The 1,837-nt window shown below is 66.4% G+C and carries 1 protein-coding gene and 2 pseudogenes; all 3 read left to right on the forward strand.

What is annotated here, in order from left to right:
• The coding region (gene cbiB / locus E1298_RS46560; RefSeq protein WP_131903752.1) for an adenosylcobinamide-phosphate synthase CbiB at positions 1–723 on the forward strand (723 nt) is incomplete at its 5' end.
• Positions 720–1,676, forward strand: a pseudogene (locus E1298_RS46565) (cobyric acid synthase); the annotation flags it as partial. The gene cbiB and the pseudogene E1298_RS46565, both read left to right, overlap by 4 nt.
• A gap of 17 nt (positions 1,677–1,693) precedes the next feature.
• A pseudogene (locus E1298_RS46570) lies at positions 1,694–1,837 on the forward strand (transposase domain-containing protein); the annotation flags it as partial.

The raw sequence follows: 1,837 nt of genomic DNA on the forward strand, positions 1-1,837 counted from the left end.
GGGCTCGGAGATGTATATAACAGACAGGGGCGGGGGCGTGTCTCTCGGGCTCTGATCACCGGTGCCGCCACCTGGGCTGTTCTTGGGGGGACGTCTCTGGGCCGCGAAGGTGTTTTCATGGCCCGGGCTCTTGAGGACGGAGATCTGGAGGCGGCGCGCGGACGGTTGTCCCACTTGTGCGCCAGGGACCCGAAGGGGCTGGGAGCCGCGGAGCTGGCTCGGGCGACCGTGGAGTCGTTGGCCGAGAACACCTCGGATGCCGCCATCGCTCCTTTGCTGTGGGGGGCCGTCGCGGGAGTTCCGGGATTGGTCGTCTATCGGGCGATCAACACGCTTGACGCGATGGTCGGGTACCGCAATGCGCGGTACGAGCGGTTCGGGTGGGCGGCGGCCCGGTTGGACGATGCGGCCAACTGGGTTCCGGCCAGGGTGACGGGGCTATTGACGGTACTTTGTTCCGGACGCGAAGCGTGGCGGGTGCTGCGGAGGGACGGGAAGAACCATCCGAGTCCCAATGCCGGACGGTGCGAGGCCGCGTTCGCCGGGGCGCTGGTCAGATTGGGCGGGACGAATTCCTACGGCGGCGATATCGAGCGGCGTCCGGAAATGGGGGACGGGCGGGCTCCCGAGGTCGCCGACATCCGGCGGGCGGTCAGGCTTTCGGGAAGGGTCGCACTGGTGGCCGCAGGGCTGGCGGCGGCCGCGGCGTGGGGACGGCGGTGAGCGGGGCGCTGCTGGTCGCGGGGACGACGTCTGACGCGGGCAAGAGCGTCGTGACCGCCGGGCTGTGCCGCTGGCTTGCGCGGAACGGGGTGAAGGTCGCGCCGTTCAAGGCCCAGAACATGTCGCTGAACTCGATGGTGACGAGCGATGGTGCCGAGATCGGACGGGCGCAGTACATGCAGGCGCAGGCGGCAAGGGTGGAGCCGCGGGCCATCATGAATCCCGTACTGCTCAAGCCGGGGAGCGATCGGCGTAGTCAGGTCGTGGTACTCGGGCGCCCTGTCGCCGAGGTCGATGCCCTTCAGTACGGTTCCCATAAGGAGCGGCTTCGGGGCGTCGTGCAGGAGAGCTTGAGCCAGTTGCGGGCCGAGTTCGACGTGGTGGTCTGCGAAGGGGCGGGGAGCCCCGCGGAGATCAATCTGCGTGCCGGGGACATTGTGAACATGGGACTCGCGCGGGCCGCCGATCTGCCGGTCATCGTCGTCGGGGACATCGATCGCGGCGGGGTGTTCGCGTCGCTGTACGGGACCGTCGCTCTTCTGGAGCCGGAGGATCAGGCGCTCATCGCGGGATTCGTCATCAACAAGTTCCGTGGCGCGAGGGAGTTGCTGGAACCCGGGCTTGAGCAGTTGAAGGCCCTTACAGGACGTCCCACGCTCGGGGTGCTGCCCTGGAAACTGGGGCTGTATCTCGACTCCGAGGACACCCTGGCCTTGGACGCGCCGCGTCCCGACGCGAGGGCCGCTTTGGGGAAGGACACTCTCAGGGTCGTGGTGGTGCGTTTTCCGCGCATCTCGAATTTCACCGATCTGGACGCGCTGGCGTGCGAGCCCGGTGTCGTCGTCCGGTACGCGGCGAGCGCGGGGGATCTGGCCGAGGCGGATCTCGTGGTGTTGCCTGGAACCAGGGCAACGGTCAACGACTTGACATGGCTGCGCGAGCGGGGCCTGTCTCTTATACAAATCTAAAAAAAAAACACCTTCCCACCGAGTGGATACAACACTGCCTGACGCTTTCTGCTCATGCGACCTTTCGCCGCCGTCGTTTACCGGGGGACATGGTTATCTGGATGGTGGTGCAATGAGCCAATTACCGATGTTGTTCGCCGTCGGAA

The organism is Actinomadura rubrisoli, from assembly GCF_004349215.1.
GTDB lineage: Bacteria > Actinomycetota > Actinomycetes > Streptosporangiales > Streptosporangiaceae > Spirillospora > Spirillospora rubrisoli.